This is a genomic window from Mycolicibacter sinensis (genome assembly GCF_001667945.1).
Classification (GTDB): Bacteria; Actinomycetota; Actinomycetes; order Mycobacteriales; family Mycobacteriaceae; genus Mycobacterium; species Mycobacterium sinense_B.
Map to the genome: position 1 here is coordinate 1 of NZ_LZJK01000036.1, position 24,676 is coordinate 24,676.

Annotated in this window: 22 protein-coding genes and 2 pseudogenes; 12 read left to right on the plus strand and 12 right to left on the minus strand. The window is 70.1% G+C overall.

What is annotated here, in order from left to right:
• Nucleotides 1–67: 67 nt before the first annotated feature.
• Both A5694_RS03960 and A5694_RS03965 read right to left on the minus strand, forming a co-directional pair.
• Nucleotides 68–847: pseudogene (locus A5694_RS03960) on the minus strand (M56 family metallopeptidase); the annotation flags it as partial.
• A 14-nt stretch (nt 848–861) separates the two neighbouring features.
• Entirely contained in the window at nt 862–1,278 is a 417-nt protein-coding gene (locus A5694_RS03965) for a BlaI/MecI/CopY family transcriptional regulator (RefSeq protein ID WP_064920551.1), read from the minus strand.
• A gap of 124 nt (nt 1,279–1,402) precedes the next feature.
• Here A5694_RS03965 and A5694_RS03970 point away from each other — a divergent pair, with 124 nt between their 5' ends.
• Nucleotides 1,403–1,813 (plus strand): PaaI family thioesterase, encoded by a 411-nt coding sequence (locus tag A5694_RS03970; RefSeq protein ID WP_064920552.1) that lies wholly within the window; start codon nt 1,403–1,405, stop codon nt 1,811–1,813.
• A 16-nt stretch (nt 1,814–1,829) separates the two neighbouring features.
• On the opposite strand, the gene A5694_RS03975 is transcribed toward A5694_RS03970, so the two are convergent.
• Together A5694_RS03975 and A5694_RS03980 are read right to left on the minus strand one after the other, a co-directional pair.
• Nucleotides 1,830–3,224, minus strand: a complete 1,395-nt coding sequence (locus tag A5694_RS03975; protein WP_064920553.1) for an NAD(P)/FAD-dependent oxidoreductase — start codon at nt 3,222–3,224, stop codon at nt 1,830–1,832.
• A 107-nt stretch (nt 3,225–3,331) separates the two neighbouring features.
• Complete coding sequence (locus tag A5694_RS03980) at nt 3,332–4,003, minus strand: SDR family oxidoreductase (RefSeq protein ID WP_064920554.1); 672 nt, start codon at nt 4,001–4,003, stop codon at nt 3,332–3,334.
• A gap of 181 nt (nt 4,004–4,184) precedes the next feature.
• Between A5694_RS03980 and modA the strand changes: the two genes are divergently transcribed.
• The 7 genes and pseudogenes from modA (at nt 4,185) to A5694_RS04010 (ending at nt 9,189) form a co-directional block, all read left to right on the plus strand.
• Nucleotides 4,185–4,949 (plus strand): molybdate ABC transporter substrate-binding protein, encoded by a 765-nt coding sequence (gene modA, locus A5694_RS03985; RefSeq protein WP_064920555.1) that lies wholly within the window; start codon nt 4,185–4,187, stop codon nt 4,947–4,949.
• A 4-nt stretch (nt 4,950–4,953) separates the two neighbouring features.
• On the plus strand, nt 4,954–5,742 hold the full coding sequence (locus A5694_RS03990) for an ABC transporter permease (RefSeq protein WP_064920556.1): 789 nt from the start codon (nt 4,954–4,956) through the stop codon (nt 5,740–5,742).
• Nucleotides 5,743–5,804: 62 nt separating this feature from the next.
• Nucleotides 5,805–6,233: pseudogene (locus A5694_RS25225) on the plus strand (ATP-binding cassette domain-containing protein); the annotation flags it as partial.
• Nucleotides 6,234–6,500: 267 nt separating this feature from the next.
• Complete coding sequence (locus A5694_RS25230; protein ID WP_428844255.1) at nt 6,501–6,851, plus strand: TOBE domain-containing protein; 351 nt, start codon at nt 6,501–6,503, stop codon at nt 6,849–6,851.
• A 36-nt stretch (nt 6,852–6,887) separates the two neighbouring features.
• Nucleotides 6,888–7,796, plus strand: coding sequence for an alanine and proline-rich secreted protein Apa (locus A5694_RS04000; protein WP_064920557.1), 909 nt, complete (start codon nt 6,888–6,890; stop codon nt 7,794–7,796).
• Between the two features lie 34 nt (nt 7,797–7,830).
• On the plus strand, nt 7,831–8,127 hold the full coding sequence (locus A5694_RS04005) for a GlsB/YeaQ/YmgE family stress response membrane protein (protein ID WP_064920558.1): 297 nt from the start codon (nt 7,831–7,833) through the stop codon (nt 8,125–8,127).
• A 33-nt stretch (nt 8,128–8,160) separates the two neighbouring features.
• Complete coding sequence (locus A5694_RS04010; RefSeq protein WP_064920559.1) at nt 8,161–9,189, plus strand: zinc-binding alcohol dehydrogenase family protein; 1,029 nt, start codon at nt 8,161–8,163, stop codon at nt 9,187–9,189.
• Nucleotides 9,190–9,211: 22 nt separating this feature from the next.
• Here A5694_RS04010 and A5694_RS04015 read toward each other — a convergent pair whose 3' ends face one another.
• From A5694_RS04015 to A5694_RS04025, 3 genes are read right to left on the minus strand one after another with little or no spacing between them, the layout of a single operon-like run.
• Complete coding sequence (locus A5694_RS04015) at nt 9,212–9,979, minus strand: CPBP family intramembrane glutamic endopeptidase (RefSeq protein WP_064920560.1); 768 nt, start codon at nt 9,977–9,979, stop codon at nt 9,212–9,214.
• A gap of 58 nt (nt 9,980–10,037) precedes the next feature.
• Nucleotides 10,038–10,439, minus strand: a complete 402-nt coding sequence (locus tag A5694_RS04020; protein ID WP_064920561.1) for an MmpS family transport accessory protein — start codon at nt 10,437–10,439, stop codon at nt 10,038–10,040.
• A 5-nt stretch (nt 10,440–10,444) separates the two neighbouring features.
• Complete coding sequence (locus tag A5694_RS04025; RefSeq protein ID WP_064920562.1) at nt 10,445–12,850, minus strand: phosphoketolase family protein; 2,406 nt, start codon at nt 12,848–12,850, stop codon at nt 10,445–10,447.
• Between the two features lie 39 nt (nt 12,851–12,889).
• On the opposite strand from A5694_RS04025, the gene A5694_RS04030 reads away from it, so the two are divergent.
• Both A5694_RS04030 and A5694_RS04035 read left to right on the plus strand, forming a co-directional pair.
• Nucleotides 12,890–15,406, plus strand: a complete 2,517-nt coding sequence (locus A5694_RS04030; protein ID WP_082952495.1) for a CoA transferase — start codon at nt 12,890–12,892, stop codon at nt 15,404–15,406.
• A 10-nt stretch (nt 15,407–15,416) separates the two neighbouring features.
• On the plus strand, nt 15,417–16,895 hold the full coding sequence (locus tag A5694_RS04035; RefSeq protein WP_064920563.1) for an acetyl-CoA acetyltransferase: 1,479 nt from the start codon (nt 15,417–15,419) through the stop codon (nt 16,893–16,895).
• Nucleotides 16,896–16,910: 15 nt separating this feature from the next.
• On the opposite strand, the gene A5694_RS04040 is transcribed toward A5694_RS04035, so the two are convergent.
• The 3 genes from A5694_RS04040 to A5694_RS04050 form a co-directional block, all read right to left on the minus strand.
• On the minus strand, nt 16,911–18,143 hold the full coding sequence (locus tag A5694_RS04040; protein ID WP_064920564.1) for an NAD(P)/FAD-dependent oxidoreductase: 1,233 nt from the start codon (nt 18,141–18,143) through the stop codon (nt 16,911–16,913).
• Between the two features lie 62 nt (nt 18,144–18,205).
• Entirely contained in the window at nt 18,206–18,841 is a 636-nt protein-coding gene (locus A5694_RS04045) for a hypothetical protein (protein WP_064920565.1), read from the minus strand.
• A 55-nt stretch (nt 18,842–18,896) separates the two neighbouring features.
• The gene (locus tag A5694_RS04050; RefSeq protein ID WP_064920566.1) at nt 18,897–20,714 is read right to left on the minus strand and encodes an NAD-binding protein; all 1,818 of its coding nucleotides are present in this window, start codon (nt 20,712–20,714) and stop codon (nt 18,897–18,899) included.
• 168 nt (nt 20,715–20,882) lie between these two features.
• Between A5694_RS04050 and A5694_RS04055 the strand changes: the two genes are divergently transcribed.
• Nucleotides 20,883–22,361 (plus strand): sensor domain-containing protein, encoded by a 1,479-nt coding sequence (locus tag A5694_RS04055; protein ID WP_082952494.1) that lies wholly within the window; start codon nt 20,883–20,885, stop codon nt 22,359–22,361.
• 8 nt (nt 22,362–22,369) lie between these two features.
• Here A5694_RS04055 and A5694_RS04060 read toward each other — a convergent pair whose 3' ends face one another.
• Complete coding sequence (locus tag A5694_RS04060; protein WP_064920568.1) at nt 22,370–23,602, minus strand: alpha-hydroxy acid oxidase; 1,233 nt, start codon at nt 23,600–23,602, stop codon at nt 22,370–22,372.
• A 26-nt stretch (nt 23,603–23,628) separates the two neighbouring features.
• Here A5694_RS04060 and A5694_RS04065 point away from each other — a divergent pair, with 26 nt between their 5' ends.
• Nucleotides 23,629–24,096, plus strand: a complete 468-nt coding sequence (locus A5694_RS04065; protein ID WP_064920569.1) for a DUF1810 domain-containing protein — start codon at nt 23,629–23,631, stop codon at nt 24,094–24,096.
• Here A5694_RS04065 and A5694_RS04070 read toward each other — a convergent pair.
• Entirely contained in the window at nt 24,018–24,563 is a 546-nt protein-coding gene (locus A5694_RS04070) for a deaminase (RefSeq protein WP_064920570.1), read from the minus strand. The genes A5694_RS04065 and A5694_RS04070 overlap by 79 nt on opposite strands.
• Nucleotides 24,564–24,676 lie beyond the last annotated feature (113 nt).

Below are 24,676 nucleotides of genomic sequence, written 5' to 3' on the forward strand. Positions count from 1 at the left end.
TACAGACAATCGCGCTCGCGGTACCGTGGCTGACCGAACTGCATCGACTGATCGCGGGCTAACCCACGCCGCCGGCGGCCAGCGCACCGGCCGGGGTGGCGGCCGACGCACAGGTCACCAGGGCGCGGGCCAGGGGAGGGGCGCCGGCAACCCGGACGGCGGCGTCGTCGGCCAGCAGTTCCACCAGCAACCGCACCGCATCCAGGGCGCTGGCGCTGCGCACGAACCGCGGAAAGGCGGTGTGCACCGCGGTGAACGCCTCCAGCACCAGGTCGTGCCGGGCGCGCAGGTGGGCCCGCTCATGGCAGAGCAGGGCGGCCAGTTCGGTGTCGGTGAGGGCGTGCAGCGTGCCAGAGCTGAGCACCACCCGGCTGCGCACTCCGGGCAGGCAGTAGGCCAGCGGCTGCATCACCTGCAGAATCCGCAGGCCGCTGGTGCGCGCCGCCGGAGCGGTGTCGGAGACACCGACCAGGTCGACGAGCATGCGGTGGCGCGCCCGGCGCTGCCGGGTACCGATCGCGACCCGCAGCACGGTCACCGTCAGGCGCAGGCCCACTAGGAGCGTCAAGGCGGAAACCACCGTGTAGAACGTCCACAACGGCCAGCCCAGCCGCTCGATAGAGCCCAGAATCGTCGCCGTGGGCCGGCCGTCCGGGCCGGGCATGAGCAGGCGACTCGCGGTGGCGACGCCGGCGCTGAAGGCCGACAGCACCGCGGCTATCGCGATGGCCTGCCAGAGCACCACCGCGGCCCGTGGGGCGCGCAGCGGCCATTCGGCACGTGCCAGCAGGGCGGGCACCGGCCCCACGAGCACTAACGCGAGAAGGGTGAAGGCCAGCGCGGACACGCTGTCAGTCTCCCTCAGGAGGGGGGTCGGCCGCCAGCGGGCAGCCCCACGCGGTGCTTGGCTTCCAGCTCGTCGAGCGCCCGGCGCAGCGCCGCGGCCTCGTCCACGCCGACGCGTTCGACGAAGTGCACCAGCGCCGCCCGGCGGTCACCGGAATCGGCGGCCTGATCGAGAGCCTCGACCATCAGCCCGGCGACCAGCTCATCGCGGCCCCGGACCGGTGCGTAGCGGTGCGCGCGGTCATCGCGGATCTGCGACACCAGATTCTTCTTGGCCAGCCGCTGCAGGACGGTCATCACAGTGGTGTAGGCCAGGTCTCGCCGCGCGGACAGCGCTTCGTGGACCTGGCGCACGGTCTGAGCCTCGGGTGCGGACCACAGGTGGTCCATCACCGCTCGTTCCAAATCCCCTAAGTGGGTCTGCTTCGCCATGTGGTAATCAACTCCCTGGGCAACGGAGCAAGCCTACCCTTAATTACTACCGGCTGTCGTATGGGCAGCTGTGGGTCTGCTGGGGCGTGCCGGCGGCCCGGGAACCGTCGTGTAGAACCATGGCATGGCTGCCAGCGGATTCCCGCCCTCCTACACCGCGCCCTTCGACAACGAAATCGGCCTGGTCTTCACCGAGATCAGCCCCGACGGTGCCTGCGCCACGCTGGAGTTGCGGCCCAAGCTCTGCCAGCCCGCCGGGATCGTGCACGGCGGGGTGTACTGCTCGATCGTCGAAAGTGTGGCCAGCGTCTCAGCACACACCTGGCTGAACTCCGGCGGCAACGCCGGCGGCACCGTGGTCGGGGTCAACAACAACACCGACTTTTTGCGGGCGGTCTCGGCGGGAACGGTGTTCGCCGCGGCCACCCCGATCCATCGCGGGCGCCGCCAGCAACTGTGGCTGGTGACGATCACCGATTCCGGCCAGCGGGTCGTCGCCCGCGGCCAGGTCCGGCTGCAGAACCTGCCCGCCTGAGTCTCGTCGGCCGCCGCTAACTGACGGCGCGTTCGGCGCCGCGCTGCGCCTCGGCCGCCAGCACTTCGAGCTGTTCCAGGCGGGTCCGGGCGAATGCCTGCTGCTCGGTGATGGTGAGCTGGCCGCGGCGGGTGCTCAGGAACGTCACGTTCCACGACAGCAGCGTGCTGATCTTGTTCTTGAACCCGACCAGGTAGATCAGGTGCAGGCCCAGCCAGGCCAGCCAGGCGAGGAAACCGCTGAACTCCAGCGGCCCGATCTTGGTGACCGCCGAGAACCGCGACACGGTGGCCATCGAGCCCTTGTCCAGGTACTGGAAGGGTTCCCGATCGGCCGGGTCAGCGCCGCCGAGCTCGGCTTTGATGGTGTTGGCGGCGTGCTTGGCGCCCTGGATGGCGCCCTGCGCCATGCCGGGGACGCCGTCGACGGCCGCCATGTCACCGACGACGAAGACGTTCGGGTGGCCCGGTACCGATAGGTCGGGCAGCACCTTGACCCGCCCGGCGCGGTCGAGCTCGACCCCGGACTGCTCGGCGAGGTCACGGCCCAGCGGGCTGGCCGACACACCGGCGGACCATACTTTGCATTGCGATTCGATCCGCCGGATGGTGCCGTCGGAGTCCTTGACGGTCAGCCCGTTGCGGTCGACATCGGTGACCATGGCGCCGAGCTGGATCTCCACACCCATCTTCTGCAGCCGCTCGGCGGCCTTGCGACCCAGCTTCTCACCCATCGGCGGCAGCACGGCCGGAGCGGCGTCGAGCAGGATCACCCGCGCCTTGGTCGAGTCGATGTTGCGGAATGCGCCCTTGAGGGTGTAATTGGCCAATTCGGCGATCTGCCCGGCCATTTCGACCCCGGTGGGTCCCGCGCCGACCACGGTGAACGTCAGCAACTTCTCCCGCCGGGCGGCGTCGCGGGACCGCTCGGCCTGCTCGAAGGCGCTCAGGATGCGGCCGCGCAACTCCAGGGCGTCGTCGATGGTCTTCATGCCCGGGGCGAACTCGGCGAACTGGTCGTTGCCAAAGTAGGACTGCCCGGCGCCCGCCGCGATGATCAAGCTGTCGAACGGGGTGTCGTAGGTGTGGCCAAGCACCTCCGAGGTGACGAACTTGCCGTCCAGGTCGATGCGCGTGACATCGCCGAGCAGCACCTGGGCGTTGCGCTGCTTGCGCAGCACGACACGAGTCGACGGCGCGATCTCACCTTCGGACAGGATCCCGGTCGCAACCTGGTACAGCAGCGGCTGGAACAGGTGGTGGGTGGTGCGGGCGATCAACTTGACGTCGACGTCGGCCCGCTTGAGTTTCTTGGCCGCGGTCAAGCCACCGAATCCGGAGCCGATGATGACGACCTGGTGGCGTCGGCTCTGCTGCGTGACTGGCGCAGTGACTTCTGGCTGGGCACTCATGGGAATCCGGTTGCTCCTCGACGGCGACTGCGTTCACAAATACGCTAGTCGACCCGGTTGGCGGTCACCGCATTCGCTGGTTGTGGGATTAACCACTCGGCGCGGCCTCAGCCGAACTGCGCCAGCGCTCCATGACTGACGTGCAGGGTCTGGCCGGTGATGTGGCGGGCAGCCGGCGTGGTCAAGAACACCGCCAGGCGAGCGATCTCGGTGGCCGCGGTGGGCGGGACACCGGTGAGCCCGTCGTAGCCCGGGCGCGCGCCCGCACCGGCGGCGACCACGTTGACGGTGATTCCGCGGGTCCCGAACGCGGTGGCCTGACCGGCGGTCCAGTTCGACAGCGCGGCCTTGACCGCCGCGTCGGCACCGCCGTCGCGGGGGTTGTCCGGCACCACCGACACGATCGAGCCGCCCGAGCGCAGGTGATCGCCGATGGTCGCGACCGTCAGAACCGCCGAGAGCACCGTGGCGTCCAGGGCGTTGCGCCAGGCGGCCGCCTGGTCGGCCAGCGAGTAGGCGCGCGGGTCGCCGCCCTGCCAGCGCGGTGCCGGGACGTTCACAATGGTGTCCAGGTGGTGGGGGAACAGGCCGCGGGCTTGCAGCAGGCTGGCGGGATCGGTGTTGTCGCAGACGACGGCGTTGGCGTCGAGTTCCTTGGCGGCGACTTCGAGTTCGGGACCGCGCATACCCGCCAGCGTCACTTTGTGGCCGGCTTCGGTGAAACCTTCGGCAACGGCGCGACCCAGCTCGGTATCACCACCGGTGACCAGCACATCCATCGGTAGGACCTCCTCGTGTTCGCAGCTATGTTACTGGACGGTAGCCGGTTTTCGAGCCGGAGGCGGGACTCGGCACAGACACGATCCGGCCACGGTCTGTGAATAACGGCCACTCGCCCGGACCCCGGACCCCGCCGCGCGCGGCTTCGCCGCGCTTGCGATCGCCGCTAAAGTGCGAGCCATGTGGCGAACCCGGGCGGTCTCCGGTGCGGTAGCGGTCATGCTGGCGGCGGGGTCGACGGGCCTGACCGGCTGCAGCTCCGGCCCCGCCACGCCGTCGATCACCGTGTTCGCCGCGGCGTCACTGCGGCCGGCGTTCACCGAGATCGCCGAGCAGTTCAAGACCGACCACCCCGGGGTGGAGGTGAAGTTCAACTTCGCCGCCTCCTCGGACCTGGCCACCCAGCTGACCCAGGGCGCCGCTGCCGACGTGTTCGCCTCGGCCAACACCGCACAGATGGACAAGGTCGCCCAGGCCGGCCTGCTGGACGGGCCGGCGGTGCCGTTCGCGTCCAACACCCTGGTGATCGTCACCGCCCCCGGTAACCCGCGCGCGGTGCGGTCCTTCGCCGATCTGGCCGGACCCGGCCTGGCCGTGGTGGTGTGCCAACCGCCGGTTCCGTGCGGGGCGGCGACCCACAAGGTCGAAGACGCCGCCGGGGTCCGGGTGAACCCGGTCAGCGAGGAATCCGACGTCACCGACGTGCTCAACAAGGTCACCACCGGCCAGGCCGACGCCGGTGTGGTCTACCGCACCGATGCGCTCAACGCCGGCGACAAAGTGGCCACCGTCGAGTTCCCGGAGGCGGCCGGGGCGGTCAACACCTACCCGATCGGGGTGGTCAAAGCGGCCGCGCAACCGGGCCCGGCCCAACAGTTCGTCGACCTGGTAGCCGGCGCGGCGGGGCAGAAGATCCTGCACGCGGCCGGCTTCGGCAAGCCCTGAGCCGGTGCACCGGCCCAACGACCTGCCGGGCTGGGTCTACGTGCCCGCCGCGATCGGCGCCGCGTTCGTGGTACTGCCCCTGGTGGCGATCGCGGTCCGGGTCGACTGGCCGCATTTCTGGACGCTGATCACCAGCCCGTCCGCGATGACGGCGCTGCTGCTCAGCCTCAAGACCGCCGCGGCCAGTACCGCGCTCTGCGTGGTGCTGGGCGTGCCCATGGCGCTCGTCTTGGCCCGCAGCCGGGCCCGGGTGGTCCGGCTGTTGCGGCCGGTGGTGCTGTTGCCGCTGGTGCTGCCGCCGGTGGTGGGCGGCATCGCACTGCTGTACGCGTTCGGCCGACTCGGCCTGCTGGGGCGCTACCTGGAGGCGGCCGGGATCCACATCGCGTTCACCACCACCGCGGTGGTGCTGGCGCAGGCATTCGTGTCGCTGCCGTTCCTGGTGATCGCGCTGGAGGGTGCGGCCCGCACCGCCGGCGCCGACTACGAGGTGGTGGCCGCCACCCTGGGGGCCCGGCCGAGCACCGTGTGGTGGCGGGTGACGCTGCCGCTGCTGACGCCGGGCCTGATCTCGGGCGCAGTGCTGGCGTTCGCCCGGTCGCTGGGCGAGTTCGGGGCGACCCTGACCTTCGCCGGCTCTCTCGAGGGCGTCACCCGGACGCTGCCGTTGGCGATTTATCTGCAGCGGGTGACCGACGCCGACGCGGCGGCGGCGATGTCGCTGTTGTTGGTGGCGGTGGCCGCGGTGGTGGTGCTCGGGCTGGGCGCTCGCCGGCTGGGCGGCGTCTGGTGACCGCCATGGTGGACGGGCTGACGGTGCATGCGGTGGTGGCCGAGCGGGGCCTTGATGTGCGGCTCACGGTTGCCCCCGGTGAGGTGCTGGCCGTCCTCGGCCCCAACGGTGCCGGCAAATCCACTGTGCTGCACGTGATCGCGGGGTTACTGCGGCCCGACGCGGGTGTGGTGCGCGTCGGGGACCGGGTGCTGACCGACACCGAGGCCGGCGTGCACATCGCCACCTGCGACCGCCGGGTCGGGCTGCTGCTGCAGGATCCGCTGCTGTTTCCGCACTTCAGTGTGGCGGCCAACGTGGCATTCGGGCCGCACAGCCGGCGTCGCTTCGGCCGCCGGCAGTCCGCCCGCGCGGCGGCGGCGCCGTGGCTGGGGGCCGTCGACGCCGCAGAGCTGGCCGACCGTCGACCGCGTCGGCTCTCCGGCGGGCAGGCACAGCGGGTGGCCATCGCCCGTGCCCTGGCCGCTGAACCCGAGGTGCTGCTGCTCGATGAGCCGCTGGCCGGGCTCGACGTGGCCGCCGCGGCCGCGGTGCGCACCGTGCTGCGCGAGGTCATCACCACCGCCCACCGCACCACGGTGCTGGTGACCCACGACCTCCTCGACGTGTTCGCACTGGCCGATCGGGTAGTGGTGCTCGAGGCGGGCCGGGTCGCCGAGATCGGCGGCACCGCCGAGGTACTTGCCGCGCCCCGCAGCCGATTCGGCGCGCGGATCGCCGGGGTCAATCTGGTGGCCGGGGTGATCGACAGCGACGGCGTGCTGGGCACCGCGTGGGGGGATCGGTGGCACGGAACCGCGGAGGACGGCCTGGCCGCCGGACACCCGGCCGTCGCGGTCAGCAGCCCGCAAGCGGTTGCGGTATATCGCGAGCCACCGTCGCACGGCAGTCCGCGCAATCTGATCGAGCTGACGGTGGCCGAACTGCAGGCCCGTGGCAGTGCCGTCCAAGTCCGGGGTCCCGACCAGCCGGACGGGACTCCGGGGCTGGCCGCCGACATCACCGCCGATGCCGCTGCCGAGCTGCGGCTCGCACCGGGGCAGGTTGTCTGGTTCGGTGTCAAGGCGCAGGAGGTGACGCTGCGCGCGACACACCCCGGCGTGGATTAACTTGCGTACCGGTGCGGACGCGGTAGTTTTTCTGCCATGAAGCAGGTGGACCTGACCTCCGTGGCCCACAAGGGCATCCGTGCGGTGGCCGCGACGACGTGGGCCGCCGCGACCGCCGGTGCGCTGGCGTTCGCGATGGCGTCGCCGGCCTATGCGGACCCGGTGCCGCCACCGCCTCCTCCTCCGCCGGCCACCGTCGACGCCCCACCGGTTGACGCCCACAACCCGCCGGTCGACGCGAACGCGCCAGCGCCGGCCGCCGAGCCGGGTGCACCCGAGGTGGGCCGGGTCGACGACGTGGCGGGCGGCTTCAGCTACGTGCTGCCGGCCGGCTGGCTGCAATCCGATACCAGCCACCTCGAATACGGGTCCTCGCTGCTGAGCAAGAAGACCGGCGAGCCGATCCTGCCGGGGCAGCCGGCGCCGGTGGCCAACGACACCCGGATCGTGCTCGGCAAGCTCGACCAGCGGCTCTACGCCAGCGCCGAGACCGACAATGCCAAGGCCGCCACCCGGCTGGGATCGGACATGGGCGAGTTCTTCATGCCCTACCCGGGGACCCGCGCCAACCAGGAGAGCACCCCGCTGGCCGGGGGCGGTCTGACCGGCAGCGCGTCCTACTACGAAGTCAAGTTCACCGACCCCGCCAAACCGGTCGGCCAGATCTGGAGCGGCGTGATCGGCGTGCCGCCGGCAGACGGCAGCACCGGCGCGCAGAGCGAGCGGTGGTTCGTGGTGTGGCTGGGGACCGCCAACAACCCGGTGGACCGCGGCGCGGCCAAGGTACTGGCGGAGTCGATCCGACCGCTGGCGGCTGCTCCGGCTGCTCCGGGTGAGCCGGCGCCTGCCCCGGCTCCCGGTGTCCCGGGCGCGGTACCCGCGCCCGCGCCCGCGCCGGCGCCGGCGCCTGAGCCCGCTCCGGCGCCGCCGGCTCCGGCGGCCTGAACCCAGCTGATTCGGGCCCCGGCTCGTTAACCTGATGCCCATGGCCGGAAGCTATCTCGCGGCACTGTCCACACCGACCTCGGTGAGCTGGCTCGCCTATATCGTGATCGGCGGGATCGCCGGGTGGCTGGCGAGCCGCATCATGAACCGTGGCGCTTCGGGCATCCTGCTCAACATCGTGATCGGGGTGATCGGCGGGTTCCTCGGCGGCATGCTGCTCGGCTGGTTCGGTGTCGATGTCGAACATGGCCGCCGATGGTTCACGTTCTTCGTCTCCCTGGGCGGGGCGATCGTCTTGCTGTGGATCGTCGGTCTGGTCCGCCGGACGTAGCCATCGCCGCCTAGGGCGCGCACCATGGGCGGTATGGCTTCGCAGCTCACCGGTGCGTCGATGCATGCCTGGCGGGTGCAGCGGCCCGGGCCCATCGCCGACGCGCCATTGCGCCGCGTCAGCACCGCAGTACCCCGACCGCAACCCTCGGAACTGCTTGTGGCGGTACGCGCCTGCGGGGTGTGCCGCACGGATCTGCACGTCGTCGAGGGTGACCTACCGGTCCACCGGCCCGGCGTGACTCCCGGTCACGAGGTGGTCGGTGAAGTCGTCGAGGTCGGCGTCGAAGCCGATGACGACTTCGCCGTAGGCGACCGGGTCGGAATCGCCTGGCTGCGGTATACCTGTGGGTCCTGCCGGTTCTGCCGCCGCGGCGATGAGAACCTCTGCCCGCAGTCCCGCTACACCGGCTGGGACGACGATGGCGGGTACGCCGAATTCGCCACCGTCCCCGCGGCATTCGCCCATCACCTGCCCGGTGGCTACAGCGACAGCGAATTGGCGCCGCTGCTGTGCGCGGGCATCATCGGCTACCGCGCGTTGCTGCGCGCCGACCTGCCGCCCGGCGGCCGGCTCGGCCTCTACGGTTTCGGCGGCAGCGCGCACATCACCGCGCAGGTCGCACTCGCCGGCGGCGCCGAGGTGCATGTGATGACCCGCGGTCACCGAGCCCGGGAGCTGGCGCTGGAGTTGGGTGCGGCCTCGGCGCAAGGGGCGACCGACCCGCCGCCGGTGCCGCTGGACGCGGCGATCCTGTTCGCTCCGGTCGGCGAGTTGGTGCCGCCGGCCTGCCAGGCCCTGGATGCCGGCGGCAGCTGCGTGATCGCCGGTATCCACCTCAGCGACATCCCGCCGCTGAACTACCAGCGCGACCTGTTCCGCGAACGCCAGATCCGGTCGGTGACATCGAATACCCGCGCCGACGCCCGCGAATTCCTCGACTTCGCCGCCACCCACCACATCAACGTGACCACGCCGGAGTATGCGCTGGGTGAAGCGGACCGGGCGCTGGCGGATCTCGAAGCCGGCCGGATCGCCGGTGCCGCGGTGTTGTTGGCGTAAACCGCGGCTAGCCCCGCCGGGTTTATGCAGACAGCTGCCACACCAGTGCGGCGGCCAGTGCGCCCACCCCGTTGAGCGACCAGTGCAGCGCGATCGGGGCGATGAGACTGCCGCTGCGCCGGCGCAGCCAGCTGAACACGAAGCCGGCCGCCCCGGTGGCCAGCACCGCCAGCGTCACGCCGGCCAGCATGCCGAGAAAACCGCCCCCGAACAGCCGGGTGAAACCGACGTTGCTGCTGGTGAGCCCGAGCGAGGTGGCGACATGCCACAACCCGAACAGCAGCGAGCCGGCCGCGGCGACACCGCGGAAACCCCAGGCCCGGTGCAGGGCGCCGTGCAGCACGCCGCGGAACGCCAACTCCTCGGGGATGACCGTCTGCAGCGGGATGACCAGCATCGACGCCACCACGGCGCCAGAGACGGTGGCGTAGTGGTTGTTGAGGAACATTGGCCGGGTCCAGGGCAGCAGGGCGCCGACGGCGATCACCGACACCACCACCAGCACCGCGGCCAGCGCATAGCCGATCCCAGACTTCCAATGCGCGCGGCTCAGGCCGAGTTCGGCCCAGCTCAGGCCGTTGCAGCGGACCAAGGCGACCAGGCCGACAGCGGTCGCGGGGACGGTGGCGACAGCCGCCCATGGAGTCGTGAAATGCGCGACCAGATTGGCCAGCGCCAAAACCACCACGACGACGGCGACGTCGACGAACGCGCGAAACTGGTGCAGCGCCGAGAGTTGTGACACCAACGGATGCCGCCCCCCGGGCGCCGCGAAATCGTGGCCAGGCATTGGACGGGATTCTACCCGCGGCCTGGCGATGGCGTCGTCTCGTGGGTGACGGCCGGTGTTATCGGGGCCCGTGGGTCTCGCACAGCACCCGCGCCGGGTCGCCGGTCGCGGTGTTCTGGCTGACCACCTTCCCGTTGACGCGGACCGTGCAATTCAGCGTCCCGGGCCCGGCGCTCTGGGCGCTCAGCGAGTAGGAGGCGGGGCTGGCCATGTTCGTCATCGACCCGGTCAGCTGAATCGACCAGGGCAGCGAGACGTTGGTGGCGTGCGCCTGACCGTTCTGAGTCTGGTAGGTGACGTACCCGGCGACGCCGGTGCCGCTCAGGTCGTAGCGGACCGGCACCTTGGTGTGGTCGGGTGTGGCGCCGGCCGACGGGACGCCGGTGAACGCGGCCGATGCGACCAGGGCGCCGCTCAGCAGCGACATCGCCTTGCGGGCCGGGGACGGGTGAGCAGTCATGGGCGTCACCTTATCTCGCCGTCGGCGTCGGATACGCCCGTTCGCCACCTCCAGTCGGCGATGCGGGGATCGTCCTCGCCGTGCTCGCGGGTGTAGAGCCGGGCCGCCAGCCGGGCGTCGACCATCTGCTGGCGCAGCACCGCGCTGCGCTCGGCCAGGCCCGGTACCCGATCGATGACATCCATCACCAGGTGGAAGCGATCCAGATCGTTGAGCATCACCATGTCGAACGGTGTCGTGGTGGTGCCGCGCTCGCGGTAGCCGCGCACATGCATCTGGTCGTGGTTCGTCCGCCGATAGGTGAGCCGGTGGATCAGCCAGGCGTAGCCGTGATAGGCGAAGATCACCGGTTTGTCGCGGGTGAACAGGGCATCGAATTCGTTGTCGGGCAAGCCATGTGGATGCTCGGTCGCGGGCTGCAGCCGCATGATGTCGACCACGTTGACCACCCGCACGGCAAGATCGGGTAACTGCCGGCGCAGGATGTCGGCGGCAGCCAGCGTCTCCAACGTCGGGACGTCGCCGGCGCAGGCCAGCACCACGTCCGGTTCACCGGTGGCGGTGCCGGCCCAGTCCCAGATGCCCAATCCGCGGGTACAGTGCGCCACCGCGTCGGCCATATTCAGATAGGCCAGGGCCGGCTGCTTGCCGGCGACGATCACGTTGACGTAGTTGCGGCTGCGCAGGCAGTGATCGGCCACCGACAGCAGGGTGTTGCCGTCCGGCGGTAGATAGACCCGCACCACCTCCGGGCGTTTGTTGGCCACCAGATCGATGAACCCCGGGTCCTGGTGCGATGCCCCGTTGTGGTCCTGGCGCCAGACGTGGGAGGTCAGTAGGTAGTTCAGCGAGGCGATCGGCCGTCGCCACGGCAGCTCGCGGCTCACGGCCAGCCACTTGGCGTGCTGGTTGAACATCGAGTCGACGATGTGCACGAACGCCTCGTAGCAGTTGAACAGGCCGTGCCGGCCGGTCAGCAGATAGCCCTCCAGCCAGCCTTGGCAGAGGTGTTCGGACAGCACTTCCAGAACCCGCCCGTCGGGGCCGACGTGGTCATCGCCGGGCTCGGTCGCCGACAGCCAGACCCGGTCGGTCGACTCGAACACCGCCGAGAGGCGGTTCGAAGCCGTTTCGTCGGGACCCATCAACCGGAACCGGTCGCGGTTGCGGTCGATGACGTCGCGCAGGAACGCCCCCAGCACCCGGGTGGCCTCGTGGGTCTCGGCCGCGGGCCGCGGCACCGGCACGGCGTAGTCACGGAAGTCGGGCAGGTCCAGGTCGCGCAGCAGCAGCCCGCCATTGGCGTGAGGATTGGCGCTCATCCGGCGATTCCCGCGCGGGGCCAGCGCCGCCAGCTCGGGCCGTAGCCGACCGGAATCATCGAACAGCTCCGCGGGGCGGTAGCTGAGCAACCATTCCTGCAGCTGCCGGCGGTGCTCGGGGTTGGTGCGGGTCTGGGCGAGCGGGACCTGATGCGCCCGCCAGGTGCCCTCCACCTGCTTGCCGTCCACTTCGGCCGGCCCGGTCCAGCCCTTGGGTGTGCGCAACACGATCATCGGCCACACCGGCCGCAGGGCCGAGCCGTCGGCGCGCGCGGTGCGCCGGATCGCCGCGATGTCGTCGAAGGCATCGTCGAGCGCGGCCGCGAGCAACCGGTGCACGATGGCCGGGTCGTCGCCGGCGACGGTGATAGGCCGGTAGCCGTACCCGCGCAGCAGCGCCTCCAACTCCGACTGCGGGATTCGGGCCAGCACGGTCGGATTGGCGATCTTGTAGCCGTTGAGATGCAGGATGGGCAGAACCGCGCCGTCAACGGCGGGGTTGAGGAACTTGTTCGAATGCCAGCTGGCCGCCAGCGGCCCGGTCTCGGCCTCGCCGTCGCCGATGACGCAGGCCACCACCAGCTCGGGGTTGTCGAAGGCCGCGCCGAACGCGTGCACCAGCGCGTAGCCCAGCTCACCGCCCTCATGGATGGAGCCCGGCGTCTCGGCGGCGACGTGGCTGGGTATGCCGCCGGGAAAAGAGAACTGCCGGAATAGTTTTCGCAGTCCGTCGGTGTTCTCCCCGATACCGGTGTAGACCTGACTGTAGGTGCCTTCCAGGTAGGCGTTGGCGACCAGCGCCGGCCCGCCGTGGCCGGGGCCGGTGACGAAGATGATGTTCGCGTCCCGGTCGCGGATGATCCGGTTCAGGTGGGCGTAAAGCAGATTCAGCCCGGGCGTGGTGCCCCAGTGCCCCAGTAGCCGCGGCTTGACATGCTCGGCGGCCAGCGGCTCGGTCAACAGCGGGTTGTCCAGCAGATAGATCTGGCCGACCGACAGATAATTGGCGGCACGCCAATAGGCGTCGATGCGTGCCAGTTCGTCGTCGGAGAGCGTGGGCGGTGCCGTCGTCGTGGTCTCTGCACTCATCTCTGCGATTGTCCGCGTCGAAGCCGAACCGCGGCAACCATTCAATACCCTGGCAGAGTGCTGCTGGAATCGGTTCGCGTCCTTGATCTGGCCGGTGGTGACGCTGACGCGGTCACCAGGTTGCTCGCTGACCTGGGAGCCGACGTGCTCAAAGTGGAACCCCCGGGCGGCAGTCCGGCGCGTACCGCCCCGCCGCTGTTGGGCGGCGTGAGCATCGCGTTCGCGCTGCACAACGCCAACAAGCGAAGCCTCACCCTGGATCCCGCCGATGAGGCGGACCGCCGCCGGTTCGACGAGCTGGCGGCGACGGCCGACATCGTGGTGGACAGCGGCCCAGCCGACTTCGGGACGTCGCATTTCGGCACCTCGTGTGCGGAACTCGCTGACCGGTTCGGCCATCTGGTGACGATGTCAGTCACCGACTTCGGGATGAGCGGGCCGCGTTCACACTGGCGGGCGACCGATGCGGTGCTCTACGGCCTTTCGGGTGCGCTGTCGAGGTCCGGGCCCACCAGCGGAACGCCGGTGCTGCCGCCGGACGGGATCGCCTCGGCAACCGCGGCGGTCCAGGCCGCCTGGGCCGTGCTGGTCGCCTATTACAACAGGATGCGTTGCGGCACGGGGGATTACATCGACTTCGCCCGCTTCGATGCGGTGGTCACGGTGCTCGACCCGATATTCGGCGCCCAAGGCCAGGTCGCCGCGGCCCGCCGCGGGCCGAGCCGCTGGCGCGGTCGGCCCCGCAACCAGGACGCCTACCCGATCTATCCGTGCCGGGACGGCTACGTGCGGCTATGCGTGATGTCGCCACGCCAGTGGCGCGCCCTGTGGGCCTGGCTGGGGGAGCCGGCCGAGTACGCCGATCCCCGATTCGGGGTGATCGGCGAGCGCTTCGCGGTCTGGCCGCAGATCAGCATGCTGGTCCGCGAACTCTTCGCCGACCAGGATATGGCTGAGCTGGTGGCGGCCGGGCAGGCCCGCGGCGTGCCGATTGCCGCCGTGGGCGAACCGGCCCAGGTGCTGGCCGGCGAGCACTTCGCGGCGGCCGGGGCCGCGGTCACAGCCGAGCTGGCCCCGGGAGTGCCGGCGCTGATCCCGACCGGCTATTACGTGGTCGACGATCACCGGGCCGGGTTTCGGACCCCGGCCCCGGTGATCGGTGCCAACGACACCGGCTGGCTGACCGAATCGGCGCCGGTTCCGGTTCCCGATGCGGCCGCCGCGATCGGTTCGTCGCCGTTCGACGGCATCCGGATCGTCGACCTGGGCGTCATCGTGGCCGGCGGCGAAACCAGCCGGCTCTTCGGCGACCTGGGCGCCGAGGTCATCAAAGTGGAGAGCGCGGCCTACCCCGACGGCCTGCGGCAGACCCGCGCCGGATCGGCGATGAGCGAATCATTCGCCTGGACGCACCGCAACAACCTGGGCTTCGGATTGGATCTGCGCAGCCCGGCGGGCAAGGAGATCTTCGGCCGCCTGGTCGGCGGCGCAGACGCGGTCTTCGCCAACTTCAAACCGGGAACACTTGCCGCCCTAGGGTTTTCCTATGACGCCCTGCGGGGTATCAACTCTCGGGTGGTGCTCGCCGAGAGCAGCGCGTTCGGGGAGACCGGACCGTGGAGCGACCGGATGGGCTACGGGCCGCTGGTGCGCGCTACCACCGGCGTCACCGCGCTGTGGAAAGCGCCGGCGGGCACCGCGGGCACACCCGATACGGGACGCCATCCGTTCTACGACGCCACCACCGTCTTCCCCGACCACGTGGTCGCGCGGGTCACCGCGATCGGGGCGCTGGCCGCGCTGATCTCCGCCCGGCGCACCGGTGCCGGTGTCCACGTGCACGTCTCGCAGGCCGAGGCCGCCGTCAACCAACTCGACACCTGCTACGTCGCGCGGGCCGCGGGAGCGTCAGTAGCACCGGATACCGCGGTGGACTTGGTCTGCCCGTGCGCCGGCGACGACGAATGGTGCGTGGTCTCGATCCGCACCGACGACGACTGGCACCGCCTCACAGCGGCTTTCGACGACGAGGGGTTGGCAGCCGATCCGCGGTTCGGTACCGGTGCGGCCCGCACCGCGCACCGCACGCAGCTGGTGGAGCAGCTGAGTCGGTATACCGGCCGGCGCACCCCGGCCGACGTCGGGCAGCTGCTGCAGGCGGCCGGGGTGGCGGCCGCTCCGATGAACCGCCCGCCCGACATCGCCGAAGATGCGCAACTGGCCCATCGCACGGTCTTCGCCGACATGACCCATCCGCTGATCGAGCACCCCCTGCCCGCTGAGACCGGCCCGGCACCGTTCCGCAACATCCCGGCGGCCCGGCAGCGGCCGGCTCCGTTACCCGGTCAGGACACCCGCGCGATCTGCCGACGCGTGCTCGGACTCGACGACGACCAGACGGAGCGGCTGATCGCCGAGGGCGTGCTGTTCGCCGGCGGTTCAGCGAGGCTCGACGAAGGAGAGGCGAAGCTGGGACCGCCGCAGGAACCCGGCGGTTCAGCGAGGCTCGACGAAGGAGAGGCGAAGCTGGGACCGCCGCAGGAACCCGCCGGTTAGTCTTACGCCCATGCCCGTCGACCCCCGGACACCGGTGCTGATCGGCTACGGCCAGATCAATCATCCCGACAGCAGCGATCCCGTCGAACCGGTCGACCTGATGGCGGCGGCGGCGCGCCGAGCCGCCACCGAGCGGGTGTTGCGCGCCGTCGACTCGATCCGGGTGGTGAACCTGTTCTCGGCGCGCTACCGGGACCCGGGTCTGCTGCTCGCCCAGCGGATCGGGGCCGCGAACCCCACCACCCGCTACAGCCCCGTCGGCGGCAATGTGCCGCAGTCCCTGGTGAATCGGGCCTGCCTGGACATTCAGGCCGGTCGCGCCGGGGTGGTGCTGCTGGCCGGTGGTGAGATGTGGCGCACCCGGACCCGGCTGCGGGCCGCCGGCGGCAAGCTCGGCTGGACACGCCAGGACGAGACCGTCGCGATCGCCGAATGCGAAGGCGAGGACGTGCCGTTGTCGGGTCCGGCCGAGGAGCGCATCGGCTTGGACCGGCCCGCCTACGTCTACCCGCTGTTCGAGCAGGCGCTGCGCATCGCCACGGGCGAGAAGGTGGATGCCCATCGCCGGCGCATCGGTGAACTGTGGTCGCGGTTCAATGCGGTCGCCGTCGACAACCCGCACGCCTGGATCCGCGAACCCGTTGGCGCCGAAGACATCTGGCAGACCGGACCGACGAACCGGATGATCAGCTGGCCGTACACCAAATTGATGAACTCCAACAATATGGTCGACCAGGCCGCCGCGCTGGTGTTGACCTCCGTTCGAGTCGCCACCGAGCTGGGGGTTCCCTCGGAGCGCTGGGTCTTTCCGCAGGCCGGCACCGACGCCCACGACACCTACGCGGTCGCCGAACGGGCCGAACTGCACCGCTCACCGGCGATCCGGATCGGCGGGGCGCGGGCGTGCAAGCTGGCCGGCGCGGACGCGATCGCCGACATCGACTATGTGGACCTGTACTCGTGCTTCCCGTCGGCGGTGCAGGTGGCCGCCAACGAGCTCGGATTGCCCACCGACGACCCCGGCCGGCCGCTGACCGTGACCGGCGGACTGACCTTCGCCGGCGGGCCGTGGAACAACTACGTGATGCATTCGATCGCCACCCTGGCCGAACTGCTGATCGCCAACCCCGGTCGGCGCGGCCTGATCACCGCCAACGGCGGCTACCTGACCAAGCACAGCTTCGGGGTGTACGGCACCGAACCGCCGGAGTCCGGATTCCGCTGGGAGGATGTGCAACCCGAGGTGGACGCTCACCGCACGCGACCGGCGGCCGCGCAGTGGCGGGGGACCGGTGCGGTCGAATCGTGGACGGCACCGTTCGACCGCGACGGGCGCCCGCAGCAGGTGTTCCTGGCGGTCCAGACCCCCGAGGGCAGCCGGACCCTGGCGGTGATCCGCGAGCCGGACGTCGCCGCAGCGGCCGTGCATGAGGACATCGCCGGGGCCGCGGTCGACGTGCGCGAGGACGGCACCGCGGCGCTGCGGTAACGCGGGCGTTGTTGCTCAGCTGGACAGGTCGCCCAGCGGCACCTCGGGATCGGCCAGCCGGTCGGGATCGACGGGCGCCTGCGTCCGGATCAGGGCCTTGATGTCGTCGAGGCCCTCCCAGATATTGACGTTCATCCCGGCCAGCACCCGATTATCCCCGCCGAGCCAGAAGCTGGTGTACGCACGGGCGTCGGTGTCGCCGCGGAACACCACCCGGGCGTAGTCGGGCGCGTGGCCGACGTATTCCATTCCGAGGTCGTACTGGTCGGTGAAAAAGTAAGGCAGTTCGGCATATTCGGCCGCTTCGCCGAGCATGCCCGCCACCGCGACCGCGGGTTGCTTGAGGGCGTTGGCCCAGTGTTCGGTGCGGATCCGAGTATCCAGCAACGGATGCTGTGCGGCGGCGATGTCACCGACCGCGTAGATGTCGGGATCGCTGCTGCGCAGGCTCGCGTCCACCAGCACTCCGCCGTCACCGGTGGCAAGGCCGGCTTGTTGGGCCAGTTCGATGTTCGGCTGGGCGCCGACGGCCACCAGCACCGCGCCCGCGCTGATCTGCGAGCCGTCGGTCAGCCGCAGGCCGGTGGCCGCACCGCCTTCGGTGGTGATCTCCGCGACGGCCGATCCCAGGCGCAGGTCGACACCGTGCTCGCGGTGCAGGCCGGCGAAGACGGCACCGTTCTCGGCGCCCAGGCTGGCCAGCAGCGGCAGCGCGGCGGTCTCCACCACCGTCACGTCGACGCCGCGCTGCCGGGCACTGGCGGCCACCTCCATGCCGATCCAGCCGGCGCCCACCACCGCCAGTGAGCTGCCCGCGGCCAGTGCGGAATCCAGTGCCGAGGCGTCATCGACCGTGCGCAGATAGTGCACGCCGTGGGCGTCGGCGCCTGGAATCGGCACCCGTCGTGAGCGCGAACCCGTCGCCAGCAGCAGCTTCTGGTAGCCCAGGCTGGTGCCGTCGGCCAGGCCGATGGTGTGACCGGCCGGATCCAAACTCACCACCCGGGCACCGAGCCGCAGATCGACACGGTCGCCGCGGTACCAGTCCTGAGGGTGCACGGTGAAGTCCCCGAGCGTCTTCTTGCCGGCCAGGAACTCCTTGGACAGCGGCGGGCGCTCGTAGGGAAGCTGCTGCTCCTCACCGAGCAGCACGATGGGTCCGTCGAAGTCCTTGTCGCGCAATGCTTCGGCGGCCTTGGCGCCGGCCCGGCCGGCGCCGACGATCACGAATGGGGTTGATGCCGACACGAGATCCTCCGCTCTACGCGACGTCATCAGCCACCCTACCGGCGATACCGGCAGCTGTCGGGTCAATCGGTGAGGCGCTCGCGGACGTCGGCGTCGATGGAGTAGCGCACCAGCGCGGCGGCGAGCTCAGCATTGCGGCCACGCGACAGCGCACCGAGTTCCTTTGCGTCACCAGGCAACCCGAGGTCGCGTGCGGCAGCCAGCGCCAGGTCGTCGAAGGTGGAGCGGGCCCAGGGCCAGACGTCTTGGACCTCCCGGAGGAAGATGCTGGCGCCGGTATCGCCGATCCCATTGAAGCCCTTGAGCAGCTTGACGGCTGCCTCCACGTTGCGCCCGCTTCGCTCGGCCAGCAGCCGCAGATCACCGCGGTAATCGCGCTGCACCGCTTCGGCGATCTCAACCAGCCGCGTGGCCGAACTCTCGTCGTAGCGGCGGTAATGGGCGCGGCCCATCGCCTCGATCATGGTGCGGCGATCGGCCTCAAGGACCTTGTGCGGGGTACGCAGACCGCTCTTGAACAGCTCACGCGCGGCCCGGGCCGCGATAGCGGCATCGATGGGCTTGCTGGCGAGCATGCACAGGGTCAGCAGTTGAAACAGCGGCATCGGCTGATTGCGCAACCGGATGCCGGCCTCCTGCGCGTAAGTCTTTCCCGCCCCCCGGAGCAGCCGGCGCACCAGTTCCTGGTGGCTATGCACCGCGCGGGAATACCCGCCTCGGTCGCACGGCAAACCCGCACGGCGCGCCCGCCGGTCAGCGGGCCAGGTCGCAAGCCGGATACCTCGGCGCCGTCTGGGCGACGTCGACGATCTCCAGACCAACGGCGGCCAGCATCTCGGGGATCGCCCGTACGAAAATGCGATCCACCTCCGCGACCTCGAAGGGCAGGTCTTCCATCGGCACCAGATGCGGGTCCTTCTTGAGCGCTCGGTCCTCTTCGCCCAGAGTCCATCCCGCGGCGAGCTTTTCTTGCATCCACCGGTCGTGCTCCATGGTGCCCAACTTGTCCACCTCGGCGTCGGTGAACCGGAAGTCCTTGGCCTGCCAGTTGCGTAGCGGCGCGATCACACAGCCGATGCTGCGGAGCTTCACCCCGATGTGGCGCGCCTGGGCCCGACAAGAGTCCTTCAGCGCGTCCGCCAGTTCCGACCACGGTGGCGGCGTGGCAGTGCCCTGGGGCTGCATCAGGCAGTAGCGCCGGTGAATTTCGTGGGCGACGGCTTCCAGGGATCCGCCTTCGACTAGTTCCACGGTGCAGGTCTCCTGCAGGGTCCGGAACACCGTGACACTGCCACCGCCGAGCACCGCCTTCTCCTCAAGCAGTTCGGCCACACCGTAGGCTCGCGAGATCGTCGTGACGACCGGAACCGCGTCGGGCAGCGCCCGGCGCAGGTTCAGCGCCGCCTCCACGTTGCGCTCGTCGCGGTAGCCGGTCACGTAGGCATGGGTGATCGGCCGGTCGGTTTCCTGCGCCAACTGGTCGATGTCGCGCATCGAGGGCGAGCAGCAGTTGAATTCGCAGATCTCCTGCAGGGCCGGGTGTTGGGCGATCAGGGCGGCCACCTGGTCAACGGCATGGTCATCGATCACCGTCACCAACAGCGGCTGGTCATCGGGGCGTTCGTCATGCCAGTGTCGGGCCGCCTGGAAGACCACACCCGCTCCGATTCCGTCGAGGTGGGCGACCGCGATGTGCGGGCGCCGCGTGCCCTGCACCGGGTGCTTGTCCAGCAATAGCCGGGCACCCACGGCGTCGATGTTGAAGAAGTCGATGACCGACTGGTCGTCACCACGATTGAACTCCGCGATCCGCAGCAGCACGCACAGACCGGGGTCGTCGATACGGGCCAGACAGCGCAGGACGTGCCCGCCCGCGCGGCCCAAAATCCGTCCGGAACGCGCGGGGCGGTCCGCCAATCGGCGTGCCAGCGCAAGGATTTCGGTGTTGGCGACACTGTCGGATGTCACCGCGAGTAACCGGGCGGCTCGCCGGACGCCGGCCGATTCCAGGGTCGCGCTCAGCTGCGCGTCTCCGATGACGACCGGAAACCCCCAGTTGCGGCAGGTCCTGATCCGTGGATTGGCCTCGTCGGATTCGATCACGACCACCCGGTAGCCGGCGGCGCGCAAGTTGCGGACGAACTCGAATCCGGCATAGCCCAGTCCGCAGACCACCACATGCCCCTGCTTGAACGGGATCAGCAACTGCTGTACCCGGTCACGGAACACCGAGACCAGCGCGATGAGCGCTGCCCACCCGGCCACGACCGGCGCCAGGAAGCGGGCGATGTCCAGTGCGAGGCCGACGTGGTTCTCCGGTTGGGGAGCAGCGTGCAGGAAGAACAGCTTGACTGAGCCGTAGACCGCATCAGAGATCGAATGGTCGCCGCCGGCATACGAACCGTAGCCCCACATTCCCAGTGCGAAGGCCGCGATTCCGGCCGGTATCAGCAGCCAGTACCAGTGCGGATCGGTGAGGCCGGTCAGTAGCTTGTGCTGAAAAGTCGCAGGCGGCGGTGTTTCGCGGCCCAGCCCAGGTGGGGCTCCCGACTCGGCCGCGGAACCGCTCATCGACGTTGCTCCTTCCGTGCCTGCCGACGGGCCGGACGCCCGTCGCGCAGACACCTATCCTCTCGTACACTAACCCGGACACCCGCGGATCGTTGCCGACCATCGGTCTTGCTATACGGAGATTTTTCGGTTCGCTTTCGGAATGCACGGGGGCCCGGAGAGGGAATCATGTTGTTTGTCAGTTACGCCAGCCAGGATCGGGCAATGGTCGACCCCCTGGTTGCGGTCCTGCGCCGCGGTGAGCAGCAGGTGTGGCTGGACGAGGAACTGGGCGGCGGCGAAGCGTGGTGGCAGACGATCCTGGAGCGCATTCGGAGCTGCACGGTGTTCGTCGTTGCGCTGTCGAACAACTCGCTGAGATCCAAGCCCTGTCAGGCGGAGCTGGCTTACGCGCGGGCGCTACTCCGGCCGGTGCTGCCGGTGCAGATCGGCCCGGTCGACAGTGTGCGGGTCACACCGCTGGCTGCGACCCAGATCATCGACTACCGGCACCGCAATGCCAGTGCCGATGCCCGGCTGGTCGCCGCCCTGCACAGCCTGTCGCGTCGTGCCGTGCCGCTGCCCGCGCAGCTACCGGAAGAGCCGATGGTGCCCTTCGCCTATCTGATGCGGCTCTCCTCCGACCTGTCGGGCCCGGAACTGAGCTACCGCAAGCAGGCCGAGTTGGTGCTCGAGCTTCGTTCCCGGCTAGACGAGGACTGCCACGATCCGACAGTGCGCAACGACATCATCCAGTTGCTGTGCCGGCTGCGCGACCGGCCGGACGTCACGGTGCGCACCCGTGCTGACGTCGACGCCGTCCTGGCCGCCAACGATCCGAGCTTCACCGCGGCCACCGTCGGGCTGCCGGTCGCCGCGGTAACCGGTGCCCGTCCGGCGACCACCCGGCTGTCGCCGGGGGCATCGGCTGGTGCAGATGCGCAAGCTAGCGCTGCCCGCCGCTGGCGGCTCGGGCGGTGGACGAAGACGAAGGTCGTGGTCGCCGGTGCTGTGGTGGGGGTCGCGGCCGTGGGCGCGGTGGCGGCCCAGATCACCTGGACGCCGTCGGAGCCGGCCGCACCGGTCTTGGCCGACGACAGCGACGTCGAGGCCGCGATGGCCACCCCCGGCATGGTGACCGTGCAGCAAGACCTCGAGGCGTTCAAGCCGGGCAGTTCCATCGACGTGTCGCGGCCGGAGTGCCTGGGTGTGCTCTATCCGGGTGTGGACCAGGTGTATCAGGGCAGCCAGGCTCAGCGGGCGGCGTGGAAGGTGCTGGAGGAGCCGGGCGGTCTGCAGCGCGCCGGGGTCAACGGCCGGCCCTTCGTGGACCAGGACATCGTGGTCTTCGCCCCGAATTCCGGTGGCGCTGCGGCCTTCGTCGAGCAGTCGGTAGCGAAATGGCGGGGCTGCGTGGGCCAGAGGGTCACCGTGAGCTACCCCGACCACAACACCTACAGCTGGACCGTCGGCGACGAGGTGGGCGATGCGCCCCGGATCTCCCAGACCTACACCCTGGACCCCGACGGCTACACCTGCCAGCGGGTGCTCAATGCGGTGGACGACACGGTGATCGATGTCAAGGCCTGCGGCGAGCACATCACCGACCAGGCGGGCGTGCTCACCGACATGATCGCCGCCTTGGTGACGCGGGCACCGTCGTTCTGAGCGTGGCGCTAGCGGCCGCGCGGAACCAACCGTTGCAGCTGGGTGACATGCTGCGGTGCGAGCTCCGCCAGCTCGCGGACACCAAGCAGCCGCATGGTGCGGCGGATCTGTTCGGCGAGGATGTCGATGACGCGGTGCACCCCGGCTTGCCCGCCGGCCATCAGTCCGTACAGGTAGGCCCGCCCGATCAGGGTGCACCGGGCGCCCAGCGCGACGGCGGCGACGATGTCGGCGCCGGACATGATCCCGGTGTCCAGCAAGATCTCGGTGTCCGCCCCGACTTCGCGCGCCACCTCGGGCAACAGCTGGAAGGGGACCGGCGCCCGGTCGAGCTGGCGGCCACCGTGGTTGGACAACACGATGCCGTCGGCGCCGAGGTCGACAACGGCGCGGGCGTCGGCGAGGGTCTGAATGCCCTTGACGACGAAGCGGCCGGGCCACTGCGACCGCACCCAGGCCAGGTCGTCGAAGGTCATGCTCGGGTCGAACATGGTGTCCATGTATTGGGCGACGGTGCCCGACCACCGGTCCAGCGACGCGAAGGCCAGCGGCTCGGTGGTCAGCAGGTCGAACCACCAGCCCGGGTGGACGGCCGCATCGGCCACCGTGCGCAGCGTCAGCGCCGGGGGGATGGTCATGCCGTTGCGGGTGTCGCGGTGCCGCGCCCCGGCGACCGGGCAGTCCACTGTCGCCAGCAGGGTGTCGTAGCCGGCGTCGGCGGCACGGCCCAGCAGGGCCATCGACCGGTCACGGTCGCGCCACATGTAGAGCTGAAACCAGCGGCGCACACCGGGGGCGGCCGCCGCGACCTCTTCGATGGAGGCGGTGCCCAAAGTCGACAGCGAGAACGGGATGCCGGCGGCTTCGGCGGCCCGGGCGCCGGCCAGCTCGCCTGCGGTGTGCATCAGCCGGGTAAAGCCGGTGGGCGCGATCGCGAACGGCAATGCCACCGGCGCCCCGAGCACCTCGCGGCCGGTGTCGACGGCTGAGACATCGCGCAGGATCGCCGGATGAAACTCGATGTCGCGGAAGGCTTGACGCGCCCGATCCAGCGAGATCTCGTCCTCGGCGGCACCGTCGGTGTAGTCGAACGCGGCCTTGGGGGTGCGTCGTTCGGCGATGCGGCGCAGATCTTCGACGGTCAGCGCGGCAGCCAGCCGCTGCGCGGTGCGGTTCAGCCGGGGCCGGCGGAACCGGATCAGCGGCGCGAGGTCGTGAACTCGGGGAAACCGTCGTTGCATCCTCGAACTGTGCCACGGTTGAACCCATGGCGAGACATCCCGATCCGTTCAGGCTGCAGCGTTTCGTCGACGCCCAGGACAGCGTCTACGACACCGTGGTCGCCGAGCTGCGGGACGGACGCAAGCGCAGCCACTGGATGTGGTTCATCTTTCCGCAGCTGGCCGGTCTGGGCAGCAGCGCGATGGCACAGCGCTACGGCATCGCGTCGCTCGCGGAAGCCCGCGCCTACCTCGATCACGAGCTGCTCGGCCCGCGGCTGCGCGAATGCACGCGGCTGGTCAATGCGGTGCGCGGCCGGTCGATCCAGGAGATTCTGGGGCGGCCCGATGACCTCAAACTGCGCTCGTGCATGACGTTGTTCGCCCGGGCCTGCCCCGGTGAGCAGTGCAGCGACTTCCGCGCGGTGCTGGACCGCTATTTCGGTGCAGCGGAGGATCCGGTGACCGTGGACCGACTTGACGGATCCGACTCGGAGCCGCCGCGGCGCGGGTAGCGGGCGCGAAACAGCGCCTTCAAGTCTTCTTCGAATTCCGGTGCCGGTCCGTCGACCACCGCTGTGGGTGCGACGGCGGTGATCGGCAGCGGAGCCACCGGCGCCGCCGGCGCGTGCAGCTCGGTCAGCCACTCGGTCAATTGGGCTGCCGACGACGCGTAGACGATCCGGCCCAATCCCACCCAGGCGTGGGCCGCCGCGCACATGGCGCAGTGCTCGCCGGAGGTGTAGACGGTGGACCCGATACGTCGGTCCGGCGGCAGGTGGGCCACCGCCCACTGAGCGATGGCCAACTCGGGATGGCGGGTGGGATCGCCCTCGCCGGCCCGGTTGCGGTCCTCGAAGAGCACGGTGCCGTCGGCGCCGACCAGCATCGAGCCGAACGGATCGTCGCCGTGGTCCAAAGCCTCGCCCGCCAATTCGACGCAGCGGGCCAGATACTCCCGGTCGGCCTCGCTGACTGCCATGAGACCGGAGTCTACGGCGCGGGGGGGGGGGGGGGGCGCGGCGCGCGCCCCGGGGGGGGAGGTGTGGGGGGGGGGGGGGGGGCGCGCGCGGGGGGGGGGGGGGGGGGGGCCCC

Bases quoted from the DNA above. Each gene is read 5' to 3' on its own strand.
- A5694_RS03980 (WP_064920554.1), bottom strand. From the start codon at position 4,003: ATGGATGTGCTGGTCACCGGTGGTGATACCGAGCTGGGTCGCGCCGTT.
- A5694_RS04010 (WP_064920559.1), top strand. From the start codon at position 8,161: ATGGCTTCGCAGCTCACCGGTGCGTCGATGCATGCCTGGCGGGTGCAG.
- A5694_RS03975 (WP_064920553.1), bottom strand. From the start codon at position 3,224: ATGAGTGCCCAGCCAGAAGTCACTGCGCCAGTCACGCAGCAGAGCCGA.
- modA (WP_064920555.1), top strand. From the start codon at position 4,185: ATGTGGCGAACCCGGGCGGTCTCCGGTGCGGTAGCGGTCATGCTGGCG.
- A5694_RS04015 (WP_064920560.1), bottom strand. From the start codon at position 9,979: ATGCCTGGCCACGATTTCGCGGCGCCCGGGGGGCGGCATCCGTTGGTG.
- A5694_RS03970 (WP_064920552.1), top strand. From the start codon at position 1,403: ATGGCTGCCAGCGGATTCCCGCCCTCCTACACCGCGCCCTTCGACAAC.
- A5694_RS04020 (WP_064920561.1), bottom strand. From the start codon at position 10,439: ATGACTGCTCACCCGTCCCCGGCCCGCAAGGCGATGTCGCTGCTGAGC.
- A5694_RS04065 (WP_064920569.1), top strand. From the start codon at position 23,629: ATGGCGAGACATCCCGATCCGTTCAGGCTGCAGCGTTTCGTCGACGCC.
- A5694_RS03965 (WP_064920551.1), bottom strand. From the start codon at position 1,278: ATGGCGAAGCAGACCCACTTAGGGGATTTGGAACGAGCGGTGATGGAC.
- A5694_RS04050 (WP_064920566.1), bottom strand. From the start codon at position 20,714: ATGAGCGGTTCCGCGGCCGAGTCGGGAGCCCCACCTGGGCTGGGCCGC.
- A5694_RS04060 (WP_064920568.1), bottom strand. From the start codon at position 23,602: ATGCAACGACGGTTTCCCCGAGTTCACGACCTCGCGCCGCTGATCCGG.
- A5694_RS04055 (WP_082952494.1), top strand. From the start codon at position 20,883: ATGTTGTTTGTCAGTTACGCCAGCCAGGATCGGGCAATGGTCGACCCC.
- A5694_RS04035 (WP_064920563.1), top strand. From the start codon at position 15,417: ATGCCCGTCGACCCCCGGACACCGGTGCTGATCGGCTACGGCCAGATC.
- A5694_RS04025 (WP_064920562.1), bottom strand. From the start codon at position 12,850: ATGAGTGCAGAGACCACGACGACGGCACCGCCCACGCTCTCCGACGAC.
- A5694_RS04000 (WP_064920557.1), top strand. From the start codon at position 6,888: ATGAAGCAGGTGGACCTGACCTCCGTGGCCCACAAGGGCATCCGTGCG.
- A5694_RS04070 (WP_064920570.1), bottom strand. From the start codon at position 24,563: ATGGCAGTCAGCGAGGCCGACCGGGAGTATCTGGCCCGCTGCGTCGAA.
- A5694_RS04005 (WP_064920558.1), top strand. From the start codon at position 7,831: ATGCCCATGGCCGGAAGCTATCTCGCGGCACTGTCCACACCGACCTCG.